This window comes from Candidatus Magasanikbacteria bacterium, from assembly GCA_021648085.1.
In the GTDB taxonomy this organism is placed as follows: Bacteria; Patescibacteriota; Patescibacteriia; order Magasanikbacterales; family UBA922; genus JAKITS01.
The window spans coordinates 854,149-874,145 of record JAKITS010000001.1; the positions used below are offsets into that span (position 1 = coordinate 854,149).

The window sequence follows — 19,997 nt, forward strand, 5'->3', positions numbered from 1 at the left end:
AAAACCGCCAATTTTGGCGGTTTTATTTTTAGCAATACTTTTCTCTTCTTTTTACTAATTGTTCATATGCAATTTCTGGGCTTATTGTTTTAAAAAATGCATCTTCTGACAGTTTTTTCAACTGTTCGTCTGTAGCGCAACCTATTAACATATTTATGACACTTTCTAGTAAAATATAGCATGGATTTTTTTCACCATCAAACACGGCTGTCAGCATTTTTTTGGCCATAAGGTCTAGAGTGTGTTCTACTAATTTGTCTTTTTCTTTACACATTTTTTCTCCTTTTTGTTTGTAAGGATCTGCTTATAATTTAACTTTAAAATATAAAAAAGTCAACGAAACACTTGACAAACTCCACCTTTTTTGTTAATGTTTATCGAAGTTCTTTTTAAAAATACATTTGGAGGTTATATGATTTTGGCGTGTGGTGGTGCTGGTCCTGGTATGAATTCACAAAATATGCTGTTGACAGAAATAGAGATTAGACAAATTGCTAGAAAATATGGCTTTAAAAAATGGCGAACTGCAGAATTAGGTGTGTTGTGTAATTTTGTACAAAATGAAACAGAGTATTTTAAATATTTTGGTTATTTTGAGGTGAGGTCTGGTATGGAAGAGTTGGTTAATATTTTATTAAAAAATAAAATAAACTTTACTTTTTAAATTAAATCAAAACACAAAAGGAGGGAATCGTGGCATATATTAATTACAGGGATAGAGATGTTGAAGAGGTTCGAAGTGTCCTTCAGGACTTGTGTCACAGGGCAGAGTCTGAGCAAGAGCTTCGAACAGAACTTTATTTATTGTTCGGGAGCAGAGTAATATCTGTTCAGTGTATTCAAAATAAAAATCGACCAATGTTTATAGCAAAGGTGTGTAGCCCAATTTTGGGCAAGACTATCTCAACTTAAAGTGTAAACAGTCTTTTTTAAAAAGGCTGTTTTTTTATTTCACAAAAAGTTATCAACACTCTCTTTTTTTATTTAAAAATGGTAAAATAATAATGCTAGATATAAATCCATAAAGCTTGTCGGCTGTTATGAATCATCAGTTTGGAGATGAAACTATAGATTTTGTTTCTCTGGAGGAGGGGGAGATTAGCAAGAAATTAAAGGACTATAATATTGCCCTTACTTTTGAGGAAGGGAGAAAAATTCAACAAGATTTTTTAGGTAGAGCACCATACATTTCAGAATGCGTGCTTTGGTCTATTCAAGGTTCAGAACACTGCTCTTACAAGAGCAGTCGTTTATTTTTAAATCAGTATATTACCGATGGGCCAAATGTAATTTTGGGTCCAACTGAAGATGCTGGGATTATAGAAATTGCAAAAGATAAAAACGGAGGCAAATATGGTTTGGTAATAAGTCATGAGTCACACAACCATCCATCCCAGATTGTGCCTTATGAAGGTGCAGCAACTGGAATTGGTGGAAATGTCCGTGATGTCTCTTGTATGGGCGCAAAAGTAATTGCTGGAGCAGACGCACTTCGTTTTGGTGAGATAGAAAAACAAAAAACAAAATATATTCAAAATGAGGTTGTAAAAGGAATTGCAGGATATGGAAATCCAATTGGTGTGCCAATAATTGCAGGCGATACCTATTTTAATAAAGGTTATAATGACAATTGTTTGGTAAATGTTGTTCATCTTGGAGTTTTGAAAGAGGATGAAATTATACATTCTAAAGCTCCAAAAAATGCAGACGGTTATGATTTGATTTTGGTGGGAAAAGCAACTGATAACACAGGTTTTGGTGGGGCACAGTTTGCATCGCTAGAATTGGAAGAAGATAAAAAAGAACAAAATAAAGGGGCCGTACAAGAACCGAACGCATTTCTAAAAAAACACTTACTCAAAGCAACTCATACTTTGGTAAAAAAATTAAAAAAATTAAACTTATTGAATAGGGTTGGGCTCAAAGATTTGGGCGCTGGTGGAATTAGCTGTGCAGCAGTAGAATTGGCCGATAGCGCTGGATATGGAGTAGAAGTGGATATGGACAAAGTTCAGTTTGGAATGGAGGGTTTACACCCAACTGTGGCGCTTTGTTCGGAAACTCAAGAAAGATATATGTGGGTGGCATGTCCAATTGCGACGCCAATAATTTTGGAACATTACAACAAGATTTTTGAATTGCCAAAAATGGCAAAAAATGCAAAAGCAACCGTAATAGGGAAAATAAAAAATGGTGGACAATTTGTGGTGAAACACAAAGGAAGAGATATAATAAATGCAAAAGCAAGTGATATTACAAAAGGTTTGCTTTATGAGAGAAAATATAAAAAACCAGAATTTACACTTAAAAAACCAAAAATAAAAAATGAAGGCGGTTTGAATCAGATTTTTTTGAAAATTTTATCGCACGAAAATATAGCTTCAAAAAAAGTAATTTACGAGAGATATGACAAGCAAGTTCAAGGTGCAACAGTTGTTGAGCCTGGCGAAGCAGATGCTGGCGTGGTCCAGCCATTTTTGGATACTGATTTTCCAGACGAGATAAAAAATGTTGGTGTAGCACTTTCTGTGGATCATAACCCCAGGTTTGGGCTTATAGATTCGTATTGGGGAGCAGTAAACGCTGTGGCTGAAGCTATGAGAAATGTGACGGCTGTTGGTGCTGTGCCACAAGCTATTACAAATTGCTTAAATTATGGAAATCCAGAAAAAGAAGAGCAGATGTTTCAATTTGTAGAAGGTATAAAAGGAATTGCAAGGACTTGTAAAAATATTCATTTAAAAAATCATCCAAATTCACCAATTCCAATTATTTCTGGAAATGTTTCACTTTATAATGAGTCTGATGATGGCGCTATTCCACCAAGTCCAGTCATTGCTTGCGTTGGAAAAATAGAAGATGTTTCAAAAGTTATAAAAATGAGCTTTAAAAAAACGGGAAGTAAAATTTTTATGGTTGGGAAGCGAAGAGAAGAGTGTGGTGGAAGTGTTTATTTTGATATTTTTGGTGAGCTTGGTGCGATTGTTCCAAAAGTAAACTTCAAAGAATTGGAAAATCAAATTTTTGCAATGACAGACGCTATAGAAGGGCGTTTAATTTTAAGTGCACACGATATAAGCGATGGTGGAATTGCTATAGCACTTGCAGAAATGACTTTTCAAAATGAAATTGGATGTGAGGTTGAAATAAAATCAGACTTTTCAAGTGATAGAATTTTGTTTGGTGAAACCGGAGGTTTTGTAATAGAAGTTTCAGAAGAAAATGAAAAGCAGTTAAAAGAAATTTTTACAGAAAGAAATACAGGTTTGTTTGAAATAGGAAAAACAATAAAAAGAAAGAGGATTTTGATAAATAAAAAAATTGAAATTGAACTGGAAAGCGCAAAAAATGCTTGGGAAAATGGATTGAGAAGTAAATTGTAATTTTTCTTTTTTATCCTAACCTCCCGAACATTTGAAATTTTTGGACTAATTTATTTTTAAAACTTATGGTTTTCTGAGTATACAAAAAATAATTGAAGTAGCAAATGCGGTCAATTAAATAAGTTTTAAAAATAAATTAAGCCTAAAATTGTCAACCGTTCGGCACTTTTATTTACCTTTTGGTGTCAAAAGGTAAGGTGAGAACATTTTTATGTTATCGTTAAAGAAGCTTTACTTAAATAACATGTTTAAGGGATTTCTCACTTTGTTCGAAATGAAAGAAGTCTAAAGCTTACAAGCTAATTTATAAATTTATGACCATCACTTATGAATTTTCCGGTGTAAATATAGATGTCGGAAATGAGGCTGTAAAAAGAATAAAAAATAAAGTTACGAGCACTTTTTCGCAATCTGTTTTGACTGGAATTGGCAGTTTTGGTGCTATGTATGATTTGAAAAATCTTTGTGAAAAATATAATAATCCAGTTTTGGTGCAAAGTATAGACGGAGTTGGCACAAAACTCATGATCGCAAAAATGATGAATAAATATGACACAGTTGGAGAAGACATTGTAAATCATTGTTGTGGTGATATTTTGACAATTGGCGCAAAACCACTAACTTTTTTGGATTATATTGCCACCGCAAAAATGGATCCACAAATTATAGAAGATATTGTAAGTGGAATGGTGAGGGCTTGCAAAGAAAATGATATTTCACTTGTTGGTGGGGAAACTGCAGAAATGCCTGGAGTTTATGTAAATGGTGAAACAGATATTGCAGGTTCAATTACTGGAGTGGTAGAAAAAAATAAACAAATTATTGGAAAAAACATAGAAGAAGGTGATTGTGTTTTGGGTTTTACCTCGAGCGGACTGCATACAAATGGATACTCATTGGCCAGAAAAATACTTTTTGAAGTTGGAGGTTTGAGTGTTCATAGTAATTTGTCGGAATTAGACAGAAGTTTGGGGGAAGTTTTGCTTGAGCCTCATAAAAATTATACAAAACCAGTGTTTTTACTTTTGAATTTTGGAATAAATATAAAAGGAATTGCACATATTACTGGCGGAGGAATGTTGGAAAATATTCCAAGAATTTTGCCAGAAAATTGTGCTGTAAAAATTCAAAAGGGAAGTTGGCAGGTTTTACCAATTTTTACTTTGATGCAAAAAATTGGAGGTGTTGTCGAGGAAGAAATGTACAGAACATTTAATATGGGTATTGGAATGGTTTTAATTTTATCAAAAAATGAAGTAGAAAATGCGATAAACTTAATAAATAAAAGTTTTCCTGATTATAAAATTTGTGAAATTGGAAAAGTAGTAAAAAGGGAAGGGCAAGTAATTTTATGAGAATAGCAATAATACAATTTCCTGGAAGTAACTGTGAAGCAGAAACAATAAGAGCAGTGAACAAAGCTGGAATGCAGGCTGAATCTGTTTTTTGGAATTGTAATTATGAAAAATTAAAAGAATACGATGGTTTTGTAATTGTCGGCGGATTTTCTTATGAAGACAGATCGCGCGCTGGGATTATTTCTGCACTCGATCCAATTATGAAAGTAATTTTTGAGGAGTCTGCAAAAGGTAAACCAATTTTGGGAATTTGTAATGGCGCCCAAATTTTGGTGGAAAGTGGTTTGGTGCCCGGAATTGAAAATAAAAAAGTTGCGCTTGCAATAAATCAGCAAATAAAAGAGGGGTATGTGGTGGGAACAGGATTTTTCAATGATTGGGTAAATATAAAAGTGTCAGCAAAATGTGCATTTACAACTAATTTGAAAGAAGGAGAAATTTTGAGAATTCCTGTGGCGCACGCAGAAGGTCGTTTTGTTTTTCCGCTTATTTTTTTGAGTGAGTTGGAAGAGTCTGGATGCACAACTTTTAAATATTGTGATAGTAGTGGGGAAGTTAGAGATGATTTTCCTATAAATCCAAACGGATCAATTGCAAATTTGGCAGCCATTTCAAATAAAGATGGAAATGTAATGGCAATAATGCCTCATCCAGAAAGATGTGAGGAAGGTCAGATTATTTTTATTTCTATGCGAGAGTATATAAGACAAAATAAACAGAATTTTTTGAAATTTGCGGAGGTAAAAAATAATTTTCAGGAAAAAATTGAATTAAAAGAATACAAATTGCAAAAAAATAAGTATGAAATAATAGTGGAAGAAATAATTACAGATAACGAATCTTATACTGTGGAGCAAACATTAAAAAATTTGGGAATAAATGCAAAAATTTCAAAGCAAATTCATTGGGAGATTGAATGTGAAAATATTTCAAAAGAAGATTTAACTCAAACTGGTGAATTTTTTAACACAAATAAGGAAAAATTGGCAGAAGAAAATTATGAAGATAATTTTCTGTTGGTTCAGTATAAGGATGATATTTACGGAGTAGAAAAAAAGGAAAATTTAGAGAAAAACCATGGAATTATTGGTTTAAAAAAAATCAAAAAAGGAATTCTTTGGAATATCACTTTGGATAATAAAACAGAATTAAAATCAGTTTTGAAAACAGGTATATTTTATAATAAAAATTCACAAAATTGTTATTTATATTCAAAATCTATGAATAATTTTCCAATAAGCGGATACGCTTCAGATTTGTATAGTGAAATAATTAGTAAAAACATACATAATTATTTGTCAGATACAAACTTAAATCTTCAAAACAAGAAAAAAGGGAAAGTCCGCGATATTTATGATTTGGATAATAATTTATTAATTGTAACTACAGATAGGCAAAGTGCTTTTGATAGGGTGTTAACGCATATTCCTTTCAAGGGACAAGTTTTAAATCAGACTAGTCTTTGGTGGTTTGACCAAACTCAACATATTATTCCAAATCACATAATTCATAGTCCGGATTCAAATGTGATTTTGGTAAAAAAATGTGAACCGTTTAAAGTGGAGATCATTGTGAGAGGTTATATAACCGGAACGACGAGTACTTCTGCGTGGACAAATTATGAAAAAGGAATTAGAAATTTTTGTGGAAATTGCTTGCCAGAAGGAATGGTAAAAAATCAAAAATTTGAAGAGCCAATTGTCACACCAACCACAAAAGATGAGTACGATGAATCTATTTCAGCTAAGCAAATAGTAGAGAGGGGTTTGATGAGTCAGGAAGATTGGGATTATGTTTACAAAAAAGCATTAGAAATTTTTACTTTTGGACAAAGAATAGCCAAGCAAAATGGATTGATTTTAGTGGATACAAAATATGAATTTGGAAAAGCACAAGATGGAACTATAATATTGATAGACGAAGTTCACACGCCGGACTCAAGTAGATATTGGATCGCTAGAACTTATGAGGATAGATTTGCGAGTGGACAGGAGCCAGAAAATATAGATAAGGAATTTTTGCGTTTGTGGTTTATTGAAAATTGTAATCCGTATGAAGATGAAAATTTACCAGAAGCACCAAAAGATTTAGTTGTAGAGCTTTCTCGTAGATACATTCGTTTGTACGAGATGATTACAGGAAAAGAATTTAAATTTCCAGATATGACTTTGAATTTGCATAATAGAATTCAGGAAAATTTAAAAAAATATACTGCAAAAAAAGTGGAATCTACTTATGCAAATATTGGATTGGAAGAAATAAAAAGTGAAGAAATTCATAAAGAAAAAATAAAGCCAGAAATTGAAAAAATAACTATAAAACCAAAAGCAATTTTAATTTTGGGTTCAATTTCAGACGAAGAATTTACAAAAAATATTACAGATGAATTGGAAAAATACGGAATTAATTTTGAGCAATTTGTAGCTTCTGCTCATAAACAACCACGAGAAGTTTTACAGATTTTAGATAATAATAAAGATAAAAAGCAGATAGTTTATATTACAATTGCGGGGCGTTCCAATGCTTTGTCTGGTTTTGTTGCTGGAAATTCTAGCTTTCCTGTGATAGCGTGTCCACCACTCAAAGATAAGTTTGATATGATGGTAAACATAAATTCATCTCTTCAAATGCCAAGTAATGTTCCGGTTTTGACAATTTTGGATCCAAAAAATACAGCACTTGCGGTAAAAAGAATTTTTGATTTATGTGTGGAATAGTAGGGATTTATTCTCAAAAGTCAGTTTCATTGGATTTGTGTGATGCACTCATCCATCTTCAGCATAGGGGTACAGATGCTGGCGGTATGCTCACTTATGATTCTAGATTTCATACTAAAAAAGGAATGGGTTTGGTAAGAGATATCTTTAAAGAAAATATCTTAAAAAATTTAACAGGAAATTGGGGGATTGCAAATAATAGATATACAACAACAGGATCTTCAAAAAAACTTTTCAATGTTCAGCCATTTAAAACCAGTTCTCCTTATGGAATTTCTTTGGTGCATAATGGAAATATTACAAATTCACAAGTATTAAAAAAAGAATTGGAAGAGCAAAATAAATATTATTGTAATTCTGAGTCTGATACAGAAATTATTTTGGGTTTGTTTGCATCTGAATTGCAAAAAAATAACGAAGGATTAGATTTTTTTGATAATTTGTGTAAATCAGTTGAGGCTGTTTTTGATAAAGCTTATGGAGGGTATTCAATTGTGGGAATTATCGCAGGAAAAGGAATGTTTGCTTTTAGAGATCCAAATGGAATCAGACCTTTTGTCTGGGGAAAAAGAGAAAATGAAAATGGACAAAGTGATTTCATTTTTTCTTCTGAAAATACAATGTATCATACTTTAAATTTTAAAATGCAGGGAAATGTTTTGCCTGGAGAAGTAGTTTTTATCAACAAAAAAGGTGAGATGTGCAGAAAACGTTTGCGAAAAGAAATTTTTACACCGTGTGCTTTTGAATATGTTTATTTGGCAAGGCCGGATGCGGTGATAAATAGTATAAGTGTTTATAGAGCAAGACTTAGAATGGGAGATAATTTGGCAAAAAAATGGAAAAGATTTTATCCAGACATAACGCCAGATATTGTGATTCCTGTTCCATTTTGTGCAAATACTATGGCACTTTCTGTGGCACATATTTTGAAAGTTCGATATTCTGAAGGTTTGCATAAGAATTCTTTTGTTGGGCGTACTTTCATAATGCCTGGACAAGAAAAGCGTAGAAAGTCTGTTTTACAAAAATTATCACCTCAAGAATTGGAAATTAAAGGTAAGAATGTAATGCTTGTCGACGATTCAATAGTTCGTGGGACAACAAGTAAAGAGGTAGTTAAAATGGTTCGAGGTGCTGGCGCAAAAAAAGTATATTTTGTATCCGCTTCGCCACCTATAAAATATCCAGATTTTTATGGTATTGATATTTCCACCCAACAAGAATTGATTGCTGCAAACAAATCTATGGAAGAAATACGCCAATTTATGGATGTAGATGTTTTACTTTATCAAGATATAGAAGATTTGACAGAAGCCATCACGAGAAAAGGAAATCACAGTATAGATAGACTTTCTATGCCATATTTTGATGGTTGGTATGTGACTGGAGTTGTAAATAAAATCCAAGAAAAAAAAGAAAAAAAAGTAAAAAAAATATTGATAGTTGGTTCTGGAGCGCGCGAACATGCAATTTTGCGAGCATTTTTGCGTTCAAAACAAAAAATTTCACTATATTGTTTTGGGACCAGTTTAAATATAGGAATAAAAAACTATTGTGTAGATTATATGGTTGGAAAAATGACTGACATAGGACAAATTTTGGATTTTGCGAAAAATAATAATATAGACCTTATAATTATTGGGCCAGAAATACCGCTGAATGCTGGACTTGCAGATTTGTTGTGGAAAAATAATATTCCAACTGTTGGTCCTACAAAAAAACTTGCACAACTTGAGACGAGTAAGTCGTTTACAAGAAAATTGATGGAAAAATATGGAATTAGCGGTCTTCCAAAATATAAAATTTTTAATTCGACAGAAGGAGTTGGGGAATTTCTATATGAATTGGATGGAAATTATGTAATAAAAGTAGATGGATTGATGGGTGGAAAAGGAGTAAAAGTTTCTGGCGAACATTTGAAAAATTTTGAGGAAGCTTTGGAATATTGCAGAGAAATTATAAGTAAAAAAAGTAGTTTTGTAATAGAGGAAAAATTTATTGGTCAGGAATTTTCTTTAATGAGTTTTTCAGATGGGATAAATTTAGCACATATGCCAGTTGTACAAGATCATAAAAGAGCTTTTGAAAATGACAAAGGGCCAAATACTGGTGGAATGGGAAGTTATTCTTGTGCAGACCATTCACTTCCTTTTTTGACTGAGAAAAATGTTCAAAAAGCAAAAGGAATTACGCGTTCAATTTTGAATGCATTAAAAAAAGAATTTGGTGAATTGTATAAAGGAATTCTGTATGGCGGATTTATGGTTACAAAGAATGGTATAAAAGTAATAGAATATAATGTTCGTTTTGGTGATCCAGAATCTCTGAATGTTCTAAGTCTTTTAGAGTCAGATTTTGTAGAAATTTGCGAAGGGATAACGAGTGGAAGGTTAGATAAGTGCGATATAAATTTCGCAAAAAAAGCTACTGTTTGTAAATATGCTGTACCAATTGGATATCCAACAAAACCCGTAAAAGGAGAAAAAATTGACATTTCCGAGGTGAAAAATCAAGAAAATTTATATTTGGCTTCTGTGGATTTGTTAAATGGTGATTTAATTGAAATAGGATCGCGTACTACAGCATTTGTGGGAATTGCGAATACAGTTTTTGAGGCTGAAAAAGAAGCAGAAAGTGAAATTCAAAAAATAAAAGGTCCGCTTTTTCACAGGAAAGACATTGGAAAAGAGGAAACTATAGAAAACAAAATTAAATTTATGGAAAAAATATGCAATCAGAAAAAAAACTAAAAATTGGAGTTTTGGGTTCAACTCGCGGAACGAGTATGCAGCCTATAATAGACGCAATCGAACAGAATTTGTTGAAGGCATCTGTAGAATTGGTTGTTTCTAATGTTGAAAATGCTTTTATATTAAAAAGAGCAAGAATGTGTGGAATAGCCGCAACATACATAAATGATTTTGGGAAAAATCGTGAAGATTATGATAAAGAGGTTTCAAAAATTTTTGAATCTTTTGAGGTTGATTTGGTTTTATTGATTGGATATATGAAGATATTATCCCAATTTTTTGTTCAGAAATGGGCTGGAAAAATTATGAATGTCCACCCTTCACTTTTACCAGCTTTTACAGGAAAAATGGATGAACAAGTTCATTACGATGTCTTAGTTTCAGGAGATAAAGAGAGCGGTTGTACAATTCACTTTGTAGATGAGGGGGTAGATTCTGGCGACATAATCATACAAAAAAAGTGTTCAGTTTTGTCGCACGATACAGTAATTTCTCTGAAAGACAAAGTTCAGAAATTGGAGGGCAAAGCTTTCATAGAAGCAATAAAAGAATTTGCGAATGGTAGTATTTTATCTTACAATAGTGAGGTTCAAGATCAAATACAAAATAGGAGTGTGGAGATGTGTGGAAAAACAGCCCTTTTGTCAGTTTACAATAAAACAGATATAGATATTTTTGCGCGCAAACTTATTTATCTTGGTTGGAAAATTGTAGCTTCTGGCGGAACAGCAAGATTTCTAAAAGAGCGGGGAATTGAAGTTCAGGATGTTGCAGATTTTGTTGGAGGCGGGGCAATTTTAGGGCATAGAGTTGTGACATTGGATAGAAAAATCCACGCAGCACTTTTGTCTAAAGATTTGCCAGAAGATAACGAAGAGCTAAAAAGACTTGGTGTACCAAAAATTGATTTGGTTTGTGTGGATCTTTATCCCTTGGAAGATGAGATCTCTTCTGAAGGAAGTACACAAGAATCTGTAATAGAAAAAACTGATATTGGCGGGCCGACACTGCTCCGCTCCGCCGCAAAAGGTAGAAGAATTGTTGTTTGTGATTTTGAAGATAGAGACAAAACGTTGAAATGGCTTGCGATGGGTAAACCATACGAAAATAAGTTCATTACAAATTTGGTTGCAAAAACCGAAGAGATTGTTGCTAGATATTGTCTAATTTCTGCAAATTTTCATAGTGAAGGAAAAATAAAAGGAATAGTTGGTTTTGAGAGGCAAAAATGTGGTTATGGTGAAAATGCACAACAAAAAACAGCAAGTTTGTTAACTTACAAAAATAACGATCCTTTGAGTTTTAATAATTTTAAACAGGTTCGTGGTGTGCCAATGAGTTATAATAATTGTTGTGATGTAGATAGAATGGTTCAAACAATAACCCATATCGCAGCTGGTTTTGATATAAATTTTGGCGAGGTTCCCTTTATTGCAGTTGCTGTAAAACACGGAAATCCATGTGGTGTAGCAATTGGAGAAGACAAGAAAATAGTTCTACAAAGAGTAATTGACGGTGATCCACGTGCAATTTTTGGAGGAATGATTATGACAAATTTTTCATTGGGTGTAAATGATACTGAGGTTATTTTAAACTATAAAATGGAAAAAGGAGGCAATAGACTTTTGGATGGGGTGGTTGCGCCTGCAATAGATGAAAATACAAGAGATTTACTAAAAAGACGAACTGGGCGTTGTAGAATGGTAGAAAATCCAGCTTTAGCAGAAATGTATTCAGGCAGTTTGGATAAAAATCCTAGGTTTCGTTATGTGAGAGGGGGATTTTTGCTGCAAGATAATTATGATTTTGTAATGAATTTTACAAATACAGTAATTGAAAAACAAGGTATTATTTCAGAAGACATTGAAAAAGATTTAATTCTAGCTTGGGCTATTGGTTCAACAAGTAATAGTAACGCAATAACTTTGGTAAAAAACAGAATGTTGATTGGAAATGGTGTTGGTCAGCAAGATAGAGTTGGGGCTTGTGAACTTGCTATCAAAAAAGCCACAGACCAAGGACATTTGATTGTGGATTCCGTAGCTTATAGTGATAGCTTTTTCCCATTTTTAGATGGACCAGAAAAACTGTATGAAAGTAGAGTTAAAGCAATTCTAACTTCTAGTGGGTCTGTGCGAGATAAAGATCTGAAAGATTTTTGTCTAGTAAATGGAATTACACTTTATATGATCCCGGATAAAATAGGCAGAGGTTTTTTTGGACATTAAAAAATAAAATCGATGTACTAACATCGATTTTTTATTTACAAAAATATAGTTTTATATTATTTTTCTAACTTCTTTAGTCTTTTCTTCATTTTAGCCATTTTACACTCTCTTCTCACTAATAGTTTATTTATTTTTTCGAGTTTTTCTATCTTGTGTTTCAATTTTTCTTCTATTTTTTTTTCTTTTGTTATATTTCTAGAGACAAGGAGAATATACGCATTTTTTTCTTTACTACTTTTTACTTGTGAAAAGGTCATATTGCACCAAGTTCTGTTCGATGCTCCTTTCACTCCTTTTGTAATATGTTTTATTTCTATTGTTGACGGTACTCCATCTAAGGCTTTTTTCATTGCTCTTTTTATTTTTTTCAAATAAACCTCTTCTATCGTTTTTAAATAGTCCCAATTTTGAGTTTGAAGCCTGTCTTTGAAGCCGTGCTCAAGTAATCCGCCTCTATTTATATAAAGAATGTCTCCTTTTAAATCTAAAATTTTTATACAATCCAAAGAGGCATCTAATATACATTTTACCTCTTCAATAAATTTATCTTTTTTCATATAAAAACTTTTATCTCTCTTTTTATTTTACCACAAAAATAAAAACACTGCTAAATTGCAGTGTTTTTATTTGTTTATTTTTAACTCTCACGCCCCCCATAATCTCCTGTGTCAGTGTTTACTAAAATTGTCTCTCCTTCTTTTATAAAAATTGGCGCATGAATTAGTAAACCATTTTCTAATCCAATTTCTTTTGTCACATTTCCACTTGCTGTATCACCTTTTACGGCTGGTGGAGAATCGACAACTTTATAAGAAATTTTTCTTGGAAGTTGGATTGCAACTGGATTTCCTTCGTGTAAAACAGTGATTACAACCAAACCTTCTTTTAAGAATTTTCCGTCTGTTCCAATTAAATCTTCGTCCATTTCAACTGTTTCATAAGTTTCATTATTCATAAAAGAATATTTTCCAGAATTTTTATATAAAAATTGCATATTTTTTCTTTCCACATGTGCAATGTCTATATTTTCTCCACTTTTGTATGTAATTTCAATTGTTTTACCACTTCCAATTCCTTTCATTTTAGTTTTAGAAAAAGCACACCCTTTTCCAGGATTTACAAATTTAAAATCTACAACAACATAAAGATCATTTGCGTGTTTTATGACAGCACCTTTTTTGATATCAGTAGTATCACCCATATTTTTTTATTAATTTCTAAACTCTAAGGTAAGAATACATAAAATAGGCTATTTTTTCAAGTTAAATAATTTATTTGTAGGAAGTAAAAGTATATTTTCTATTTTTTTACAATTTGCAAAAAGCATTATCAATCTATCAACACCAAGTGCAATTCCAGCAGATTTCGGCATTTTTTCTACAGCATTTATAAATTCTTCATCAATTCCAAAGTGTGGATTATCCTTTTCTATTCTTTTTCTTTGTTCATTTTCGTCTGTTAATTCAGAAAATGCATTTGCCAACTCAATTCCGTTTACATAAAGCTCAAAACGCTCTGCATACTTTGGATTTTCTTTTGAAATTTTTGCAAGCGATGCCATTTGTGCTGGATAGTTATAAACTATTGTTGGAACTTTTTTTCCTAGATATTCTTCTATTTTATTTAAGAAAATTCTATAAAATAAGTCTTCAAAAGGTTCATTTTTGCCTGCATTAAAACCTAATTTTTTACAAAGTTTATACATTTTTGAAGTTTCACAGTATTTATCTAAATTTACATTAACATATTTTTGCCATAATTCTTTCATTGAAATTTTTTCCCATTTTTTTTCAATATTTACTCCATTAATTTTTGTAATTCCAGTTTTTTGAGATATTAATTTAAGTAAATCTTCACAGTCTTTCATTATTTTATAAAAATCTTCTTCGGCTCTGTACCACTCAAGCATTGTAAATTCTGGATTATGATGTCCGCCAAAAGATTCGCAATTGCGAAAGCAGTGCGTAATTGTAAAAATTTTTTTAAATCCGCTAGCTAAAGTTTTCTTCATTGTATATTCTGGAGAAGTATGTAGAAATCCGTTGAAATTTTCTTTTTTTTCATTTTGAATTTCTACAGAAATAGGCGAGAGGTTTGGCTCTGAATCTGGATATTTTATTAAAATAGGTGGGTCTAATTCCAAAAAACCTTCATTTTCAAAAAAGTTTCTAATAATTTTAATTATTTTTGCACGAAGTACAAAATTTTTTTCATTTTTACTAATGTGTAAGATCTGCTCCATATTTTTTTGGATGATATTTGATCACTTTGACACCTTAACCTAAAATAGCTAAAAATTCAAGCTAAAAGATAGATTTCTATTGACAAAAAATACAAAAAAAGGTAAAATTATTTTGTTAATTGGTAGTTATTTTTGCGGGCGTCGTATAATGGTTATTATCGAGCGAGTGAGCGAAATGAGAAAGTTATCTTGTTAAAATAATTTTTTCATTTCCGAACGAGTGACGATAATATGGAATCTGAAAAGTTCCATATTATCTCGGCCTTCACAATTCTTGTTTGTTTCAAAATTTACAAAATATTATGCGGGCGTCGTATAATGGTTATTATCTCGGCCTTCCAAGCCGATGATGCCGGTTCGATTCCGGTCGCCCGCTCTAGTTGATTATATAAACAGCTAATTTTCTCAAATGTTTGCAAAAAACAAAGCTAATTTAATAGGTTTGGTTTACAAAAAGGTTTTTAAGCCTGTTTTTTTTCGTCTAGATCCAGAATTTGTACACGATAGATTTATAAAAGTAGGAAACCTTATGGGTAAATGCAAGGTTGCAAAATTTTTTACAAGAAATCTTTTTGATTATAAAAATTCTGCACTTCAGCAAAATATTTTAGATATTAATTTTGAGAATCCAATTGGACTTTCTGCAGGTTTTGATAAAAATGGAAAATTGATAGATATTTTAGGTGGTGTTGGTTTTGGTTTTATGCAAGTTGGAACTATTACAAATGAATATTACAAAGGAAACCCAAAACCAAGATTGCATAGACTTATAAAATCCAAAGCACTGATTGTTTATTATGGTTTAAAAAATGATGGAGTAGAAAAAATTATAGAAAGACTAAAAAAATCCAAAAAAACTAATTTTGTAAAAGGAATTTCAATAGGAAAGACAAATTGTACAAGAACAGCAGGACTTGATGCTGGAGTAGAAGATTATTTTGAGTGTTATAAAAAGGTTTTGGAAAGCGGGGTTGGAGATTTTTATACTTTAAATATTTCTTGTCCAAACACTTTTGGTGGCGAACCTTTTACAAAACCAGAAAAATTATTAAAACTTTTAGAGAAAATTTATTCTATTCAAAGCAAAAAACCTATTTTTTTGAAAATGCCAATAAATTTACCGTGGGTTGAGTTTGAAAAACTTTTGGAAATAATAGTCCAATACAAAATAAACGGAGTAATAATCGGAAATTTAAATAAAAATTTTCAAGATAAAAGCTTGAAAGATAAAATTTCAGAAAATATGAAAGGAGGAATAAGTGGAAAACCTACAAAAAAACTTTCAAATGAATTAATTTCCAAAACTTATAAAAAATACGGAGATAATTTGGTAATTGTGGGTGTTGGTGGAATTTTTTCTGCAGAAGACGCTTATGAAAAAATAAAACTAGGTGCATCTTTGGTACAATTAATAACAGGAATGATTTTTGAAGGACCACAATTAATAGGAAAGATAAATATAGAATTGGTTAAGCTTATGAAAAAGGACGGATTTGAGAAAATTTCTCAAGCTGTTGGGGTTTCACATAAAAAGACTTGATTTTTTTATTAAAGTCTGGTATTATTGTTTTGTGAATAAGAAATATAAAAATGGTATTTAGAAATCAAAAAAGGTTGTTTCTAAATGCGCTTTATATCGCGGGGTAGAGCAGTTGGCAGCTCGGCGGGCCCATAACCCGCAGGTCGTCGGTTCGAGTCCGACCCCCGCTACCAAAGAAAGAATTAAGTACTAAGAAATAAGTAAAATAAAAAACTTAATTCTTGGCTTTTTAGTATGGTTCTCCATATGCGGTAATAGCTCAGTTGGCTAGAGCGCCTCCTTGCCAAGGAGGAGGTCGCCAGTTCGAATCTGGTTTACCGCTCAAATAAAAAACATCGTTTAAATAACGATGTTTTTTATTTTAACCTTGACAAGAGCCTTAGTTTATGGTATTGTAAGTCGTTCGTTCTTTTCATTTTTCGTTCACAAAAAAGGAGACAGAAATGTCAGTAACAGTAAAGTTTGTTGTTGTAATCTTTTCGCTTTTTCTATTCACGGCTTGTGGTAAGGGTTTTTGCTCCACCACAGCTTGTGGTGGACCTGAAGAGGAGGTCACGGTTGTAAATGTTGGAGCGGATGCCTCATACTCAGATATTTCTTCTGAGGTGGACGTGGATACAGAAAGGTTCTGTGATTGGACAAATCCAACAGAACTAAATCCAGATTTCGTCCATCTCGATATTCGTTGGACAGGTGATGAAACTCTGGAAAGAGATTTTTATACAGATAATATTTTATCTGTGAAAGAGTTTGCATTTTCACCGTATATTGTACCGCAAACTTATCTAATTGGTGTGTGGTGTACAAATTGGATAAGGGTTGGCGGCGATGATTATTGGACTGATTACAGAGAAATTCCGTTTTTAGGGCAAGAGTTTGCAACTTTTTCAATAAATATTCCAAAAGAGATTTTTGAGACTTATGACTATTGCCAAACATTTGTAAATGTGTTTTGCGCTTCAAGAGGTGGTGATGGTTGTTGGCATGCTGTCGAAATGATTAGTGGAAATGAGAAGTATCCAATTGTGCAAGTCAACGGGCATATAGAGTATTGTGTAGATAATAGCAAAGTCATCGATGCTGATATTGATGATAAACACTTCTATATGCAAGATCGAGAAGCATACGCACACGGATTCTATTTGAACGAAATATAAGATTTCAAAAATCAAAAGCCCACTGTTTTTTACAGCGGGCTTTTTTAATTTTTATTACTTAATCTCACCAACAAAAGTGTGGTATAATAAGATATACCAACATAAAAAATAGTATGGCAATTCTTAAAAAGAAAAAAATGAAACTAAAAAGGCGAAGCCATCATTTTAAATTGGTTAAAAAAATAGACTTAAAAAAACAAAAAGGTAGTAAAAAAAAGAATGTAAATAAAGTATCTGCAAATAAAAAAATAGTAACAGCAAAAAAAATAAATAAATTGATTGAGAGTGCAAAACACAAACATGTCCAAGATATTATAGTGGAGCTATTCAATGGTTTGATGGTGTATGCTGCTATCGGTGAGTCTGCCTCAGATTTGCATATAGAACCATGGGAGGAGGAAGCTGTTATTCGTATTCGTGTAGATGGTATTTTATACGATAGGTTTAAAGTTAATAAAACTATCTATAGGCATCTTGTAGCACTTTTGAAGATTCTTACAAAAATGAGAACAGACGAGCACAGGTCTCCACAAGATGGGCGTTTTGAGTTTGATACTCCCACAAACGATGTAGATGTGCGAGCCTCTATTATTCCAACATCAAACGGAGAAAAAGTAGTTTTACGGTTTCTTTCTGGTAAATCTCATAAATTAACATTAACACAACTCGGATTTTTGAAGCACGATTTAAAAAAAGTTTCCAAAGCAATTCACAAAAATTGGGGAATGATTTTGGCAACAGGTCCAACAGGAAGTGGAAAGACAACATCAATTTATGCAATTTTGGAAGAGATAAATAAAAGAGAGGTTAACATAACCACAATTGAAGATCCCGTAGAGTTTGAAATAGAGGGTGTAAACCAAAGCCAGGTCGACAGAAAGGCAAAGCTAGATTTTGCTACTGGACTTCGCTCTCTTTTGAGGCAAGATCCTGATGTAATTATGGTTGGTGAGATTCGCGATCACGAAACAGCAAAAATAGCAGTAAATGCAGCTATGACTGGACACAAACTACTCTCAACTCTGCACACAAATAACGCCGCTACAACTGTTTTAAGACTTATAGATATGGGAACAGAGCCTTATTTGGTAGCCTCAACACTTATTTGTGCTATTGCTCAGCGGTTGGTTCGCAAGTTGTGTTCAGAATGTAAAGAAAAAAGAACTTTTACAAAAACTAAGGCTAAAAAAATTCTAAAAAAAGAACATATAGATTTATTATTTGGAAATAAAAAATCAATCAAAATATCAGCCGCAACTGGGTGCTACGAGTGTGGAAATACAGGATACAAAGGGCGTTTAGGTGTTTATGAGGTTTTGGAGAATACACCTGAAATACAGGAGTTAATTTTGAAACATGTAAATAGTACAAAACTACAAGAAATAGCTATTAAAAATGGGATGACAACAATGGCAGAAGATGGATTGAAAAAAGTTGCTTGCCATGACACCACATTAGAGGAATTTATGAGGGTTATGCAAGAGTAATATATTTTAATATGAAGAAGAAGCACCATAAAAAACATAAAATAATAAAAAAATCTAAAAAAAAGCAGAACCTGCTTTGGAATAGAATATCTGTAAATTTAAAACATACAGAATTGATGCTATTTACAAAATACCTTAATGTTTTGTTGGGTTCTGGTCTTACTTTAGATGAAGCGTTGGATATTTTGGTGGATCAATCATCTGGTTCTTTAAAAAAGATTTTAAAAAGCCTTCAAGGAAATATAAGAAAAGGTGGAACTTTATCTGCTGGTTTAGAAAATTATCCTCATATATTTTCTTCTGTATTTATAAATTTAATTAAAGCTGGAGAAAGCTCTGGTACATTGCAAAATAATTTAGAAAATTTAACGCTTCAAATGGAAAAGGAGTATGAACTTAGAAAAAAGGTTAAAGGTGCACTTGTTTATCCGGTGGTTGTGCTTTCTGTTGCTGTAATAGTAATGGTTGGAATTATAATCTTTGTAATGCCTGGGCTTGTGGAGCTTTTTTATTCTTTAAAAATAGAATTACCAGCAACAACAAAAGGTTTGCTTTGGGTATCTGAATTATTTAGAGACGATTATCTTACTGTTATTGCTTTTTCGATAACATTGTTTATTTTTTTATCTGTATTGAAAAAATTAAAATTTGTAAAACCTATTTTACACTGGATTTTATTGCGTTTACCTGTCGCAGGTAAGCTTTCTAGAGATACAAACTTAGCAAGGTTGACAAGACTAATGGGCACTATGCTGAAAAGTGGCATGACTTTAAAAGAAGTCTTGTCTATATCTTCTCAGGTTTTACAAAATGTAAGGTATAAAAAAGTAATGAAAAGAGTTGGGAAAGAGGTTGCAAGAGGGGGAACTATAAGTGGAGTTCTTGAAAAACATAAAAAAATGTTTCCAATTTTAGCAACAAGGCTTATTAAAGTTGGAGAAGAGACAGGAACATTGGATAAAATGTTAGTATATGTTGCCGAATTTTATGAACAAGAAATTGATGGAACAACAAAAAATTTATCTACACTTTTAGAACCTTTTGTTATACTTTTGATAGGAGGGGTTGTGGCACTTCTAGCTTCTTCTATTATTACACCAATTTATAAGATAATAGGTTCTGTAGGTTAATA

Annotated in this window: 14 protein-coding genes, 3 tRNA genes and 1 pseudogene; 14 read left to right on the plus strand and 4 right to left on the minus strand. The window is 32.3% G+C overall.

All coding sequences use genetic code 11. The features are described 5' to 3' along the window. Positions 1 to 28: 28 nt before the first annotated feature. Positions 29 to 274: a hypothetical protein gene (locus tag L3J07_04240; protein ID MCF6277021.1), complete on the minus strand. Its 246-nt coding sequence runs from the start codon at positions 272 to 274 to the stop codon at positions 29 to 31. A 138-nt stretch (positions 275 to 412) separates the two neighbouring features. On the opposite strand from L3J07_04240, the gene L3J07_04245 reads away from it, so the two are divergent. The 7 genes and pseudogenes from L3J07_04245 (at position 413) to purN (ending at position 12,439) form a co-directional block, all read left to right on the plus strand. Beyond that, positions 413 to 664 carry a hypothetical protein gene (locus tag L3J07_04245; protein MCF6277022.1) on the plus strand — a complete coding sequence of 84 codons (252 nt, stop codon included), beginning with the start codon at positions 413 to 415 and terminating at the stop codon, positions 662 to 664. Between the two features lie 376 nt (positions 665 to 1,040). After that, complete coding sequence (gene purL / locus L3J07_04250) at positions 1,041 to 3,383, plus strand: phosphoribosylformylglycinamidine synthase subunit PurL (protein MCF6277023.1); 2,343 nt, start codon at positions 1,041 to 1,043, stop codon at positions 3,381 to 3,383. Between the two features lie 314 nt (positions 3,384 to 3,697). After that, positions 3,698 to 4,738, plus strand: a complete 1,041-nt coding sequence (gene purM, locus L3J07_04255; protein MCF6277024.1) for a phosphoribosylformylglycinamidine cyclo-ligase — start codon at positions 3,698 to 3,700, stop codon at positions 4,736 to 4,738. Further along, positions 4,735 to 7,458 (plus strand): phosphoribosylaminoimidazolesuccinocarboxamide synthase, encoded by a 2,724-nt coding sequence (locus tag L3J07_04260; protein ID MCF6277025.1) that lies wholly within the window; start codon positions 4,735 to 4,737, stop codon positions 7,456 to 7,458. The genes purM and L3J07_04260 overlap by 4 nt, the downstream gene beginning before the upstream one ends. Next, positions 7,446 to 8,738, plus strand: a pseudogene (gene purF / locus L3J07_04265) (amidophosphoribosyltransferase). Before L3J07_04260 ends, purF begins: the two are co-directional and overlap by 13 nt. Next, positions 8,727 to 10,211, plus strand: coding sequence for a phosphoribosylamine--glycine ligase (gene purD / locus L3J07_04270; protein ID MCF6277026.1), 1,485 nt, complete (start codon positions 8,727 to 8,729; stop codon positions 10,209 to 10,211). Before purF ends, purD begins: the two are co-directional and overlap by 12 nt. Next, positions 10,190 to 12,439, plus strand: a complete 2,250-nt coding sequence (purN, locus tag L3J07_04275; protein ID MCF6277027.1) for a phosphoribosylglycinamide formyltransferase — start codon at positions 10,190 to 10,192, stop codon at positions 12,437 to 12,439. Before purD ends, purN begins: the two co-directional genes overlap by 22 nt. A 56-nt stretch (positions 12,440 to 12,495) precedes the next feature. Here the strand turns inward: purN and L3J07_04280 are convergent, their stop codons facing one another. The 3 genes from L3J07_04280 to genX all read right to left on the minus strand — a co-directional run bounded on the left by L3J07_04280 (position 12,496) and on the right by genX (position 14,681). Then, on the minus strand, positions 12,496 to 12,996 hold the full coding sequence (locus tag L3J07_04280) for a PAS domain-containing protein (protein ID MCF6277028.1): 501 nt from the start codon (positions 12,994 to 12,996) through the stop codon (positions 12,496 to 12,498). Positions 12,997 to 13,076: 80 nt separating this feature from the next. Continuing rightward, the gene (gene efp / locus L3J07_04285; protein ID MCF6277029.1) at positions 13,077 to 13,640 is read right to left on the minus strand and encodes an elongation factor P; all 564 of its coding nucleotides are present in this window, start codon (positions 13,638 to 13,640) and stop codon (positions 13,077 to 13,079) included. A 48-nt stretch (positions 13,641 to 13,688) separates the two neighbouring features. Next, positions 13,689 to 14,681 carry an EF-P lysine aminoacylase GenX gene (gene genX / locus L3J07_04290; GenBank protein ID MCF6277030.1) on the minus strand — a complete coding sequence of 331 codons (993 nt, stop codon included), beginning with the start codon at positions 14,679 to 14,681 and terminating at the stop codon, positions 13,689 to 13,691. A gap of 304 nt (positions 14,682 to 14,985) precedes the next feature. Here genX and L3J07_04295 point away from each other — a divergent pair. The 7 genes from L3J07_04295 (at position 14,986) to L3J07_04325 (ending at position 19,995) form a co-directional block, all read left to right on the plus strand. Beyond that, positions 14,986 to 15,057 (plus strand) — tRNA-Gly (locus tag L3J07_04295). Between the two features lie 33 nt (positions 15,058 to 15,090). Then, complete coding sequence (locus tag L3J07_04300) at positions 15,091 to 16,221, plus strand: quinone-dependent dihydroorotate dehydrogenase (GenBank protein ID MCF6277031.1); 1,131 nt, start codon at positions 15,091 to 15,093, stop codon at positions 16,219 to 16,221. Positions 16,222 to 16,318: 97 nt separating this feature from the next. Then, a tRNA-Met gene (locus L3J07_04305) sits at positions 16,319 to 16,394 on the plus strand. Between the two features lie 75 nt (positions 16,395 to 16,469). Continuing rightward, a tRNA-Gly gene (locus L3J07_04310) sits at positions 16,470 to 16,543 on the plus strand. 121 nt (positions 16,544 to 16,664) lie between these two features. Next, positions 16,665 to 17,378 carry a hypothetical protein gene (locus L3J07_04315; GenBank protein ID MCF6277032.1) on the plus strand — a complete coding sequence of 238 codons (714 nt, stop codon included), beginning with the start codon at positions 16,665 to 16,667 and terminating at the stop codon, positions 17,376 to 17,378. Between the two features lie 113 nt (positions 17,379 to 17,491). Next, complete coding sequence (locus L3J07_04320; protein ID MCF6277033.1) at positions 17,492 to 18,865, plus strand: GspE/PulE family protein; 1,374 nt, start codon at positions 17,492 to 17,494, stop codon at positions 18,863 to 18,865. A gap of 11 nt (positions 18,866 to 18,876) precedes the next feature. Beyond that, positions 18,877 to 19,995 (plus strand): type II secretion system F family protein, encoded by a 1,119-nt coding sequence (locus L3J07_04325; protein MCF6277034.1) that lies wholly within the window; start codon positions 18,877 to 18,879, stop codon positions 19,993 to 19,995. Positions 19,996 to 19,997: the final 2 nt, after the last annotated feature.

Coding starts and splice junctions, on each gene's coding strand:
- L3J07_04240 (MCF6277021.1), bottom strand. CDS start 274: ATGTGTAAAGAAAAAGACAAATTAGTAGAACACACTCTAGACCTTATG.
- L3J07_04245 (MCF6277022.1), top strand. CDS start 413: ATGATTTTGGCGTGTGGTGGTGCTGGTCCTGGTATGAATTCACAAAAT.
- purL (MCF6277023.1), top strand. CDS start 1,041: ATGAATCATCAGTTTGGAGATGAAACTATAGATTTTGTTTCTCTGGAG.
- purM (MCF6277024.1), top strand. CDS start 3,698: ATGACCATCACTTATGAATTTTCCGGTGTAAATATAGATGTCGGAAAT.
- L3J07_04260 (MCF6277025.1), top strand. CDS start 4,735: ATGAGAATAGCAATAATACAATTTCCTGGAAGTAACTGTGAAGCAGAA.
- purD (MCF6277026.1), top strand. CDS start 8,727: ATGGATGTAGATGTTTTACTTTATCAAGATATAGAAGATTTGACAGAA.
- purN (MCF6277027.1), top strand. CDS start 10,190: ATGCAATCAGAAAAAAAACTAAAAATTGGAGTTTTGGGTTCAACTCGC.
- L3J07_04280 (MCF6277028.1), bottom strand. CDS start 12,996: ATGAAAAAAGATAAATTTATTGAAGAGGTAAAATGTATATTAGATGCC.
- efp (MCF6277029.1), bottom strand. CDS start 13,640: ATGGGTGATACTACTGATATCAAAAAAGGTGCTGTCATAAAACACGCA.
- genX (MCF6277030.1), bottom strand. CDS start 14,681: ATGGAGCAGATCTTACACATTAGTAAAAATGAAAAAAATTTTGTACTT.
- L3J07_04300 (MCF6277031.1), top strand. CDS start 15,091: ATGTTTGCAAAAAACAAAGCTAATTTAATAGGTTTGGTTTACAAAAAG.
- L3J07_04315 (MCF6277032.1), top strand. CDS start 16,665: ATGTCAGTAACAGTAAAGTTTGTTGTTGTAATCTTTTCGCTTTTTCTA.
- L3J07_04320 (MCF6277033.1), top strand. CDS start 17,492: ATGGCAATTCTTAAAAAGAAAAAAATGAAACTAAAAAGGCGAAGCCAT.
- L3J07_04325 (MCF6277034.1), top strand. CDS start 18,877: ATGAAGAAGAAGCACCATAAAAAACATAAAATAATAAAAAAATCTAAA.